Source organism: Arachnia propionica, assembly GCF_003932785.1.
Classification (GTDB): domain Bacteria; phylum Actinomycetota; class Actinomycetes; order Propionibacteriales; family Propionibacteriaceae; genus Arachnia; species Arachnia propionica_B.
The window spans coordinates 1-1,303 of sequence record NZ_RQYT01000104.1; the positions used below are offsets into that span (position 1 = coordinate 1).

Annotated in this window: 1 protein-coding gene; it reads left to right on the forward strand. The window is 60.1% G+C overall.

The window, feature by feature from the left end:
* Positions 1-44: 44 nt before the first annotated feature.
* On the forward strand, positions 45-1,303 hold a 1,259-nt coding region (locus EII35_RS16115), incomplete at its 3' end, for a hypothetical protein (RefSeq protein WP_221739802.1).

The window sequence follows — 1,303 nt, forward strand, 5'->3', positions numbered from 1 at the left end:
AGATCGCAGCCCCGATCGGCTTCCTGGGATCCACCGGAGACGTGATGAACTGGCCACTGTTCTTCATCCCATGGTCCGAGTTACCAAACCCCGTGACCAAATTTCAGATCACCTGGACCATCACCGGCAACGACGGCTTGGGCGAGCGACTGGTAATGGATCGCACGAACACCATCCTCATCGACTACACAAACTGGTCAGGAAAAGACGGTAGATACGCTGAGGAGGGGGTGAGGATCGAGACCGATGAACACGTATTGACAGTCGACGGGACGGTCAGCCAGCAGGGGATCGAGTTCTCTTGGTGGCTGGTCACTGTACCACGTTCAACAATCTTCACCGTTGACCCAATTGCCGAAGCCAGACTCTTGGGGGATGCTGGGGAGTTCCTGAAACCGCTGGCAGACTTCGACGAACTGATCCGGGAGCACGGTCCGGTCACGGTCAGTGGATTCAGAAACGTCGACGCCGACGGGATGGTGAAAGAACTGGACATGGATGCCACCCTGGAGGCACGGATTGCAGAGTACCCGGGCTCCCAAAAGGGTCAGCGAGCAGCATTATGGGGATGGTATGGCGTTGACAGTCCCTTCGTCGGATTTCTACGCAATACTCAGCCCTACGCGCCGATGGACCTCCGGGTCAGCATCGCCCAGATCAAAGACAACGGTGTGGAACATGTCGGCAATCTCCACTTGGACCTCGCCGCTGCAACCCGCCCTTTCAACGGTGGCGAACTGGAGATTGCCTGGCCCACCGGGGATCAATCACTCTCCCAAGAACTTGAGCGCTATGCGATCATCCAGTACAACAGCGAAGGCCTTGGTCCACTTGAGCTGCAGCCAGAAGGTGAGAACAGTCCCTCCAGCACCTCGTTCAAAGTCACTCCTCAAGGATTCATGCACCCCATCATGCAACTGGGGACTGAGCCTCCCGATGGGACTGGCATCGGGCAGGAACAGAGCTATCGGCGCAGCTCCCCGGGGAAGATGACGATCGGGCTGTACGGACAACAATCCGGCGCTGCTCCGTTCGAGGTGGGAACCTACACCCCGCAGGACCTGGACGATGGCCTGAGCTATGTCCCGTTGGGGGCCTACGACCCCGCCGAAGTCACCGTCACCGAGACCGGAGAGATCCTCACCCCGGCCCGGAACGCCCAAGGACTGGCAGCGCAACCCTCCTCCGCCATCGTCTCCCTGCAGGGAGCCCAGGAACTCGTCGACGGGGACTTCATCTCCGCCGTGCGCATCCGCGTCGCAGGGCTGGACGGCCTCTCCCGCTCCGAGGCGATGCCCCGCAT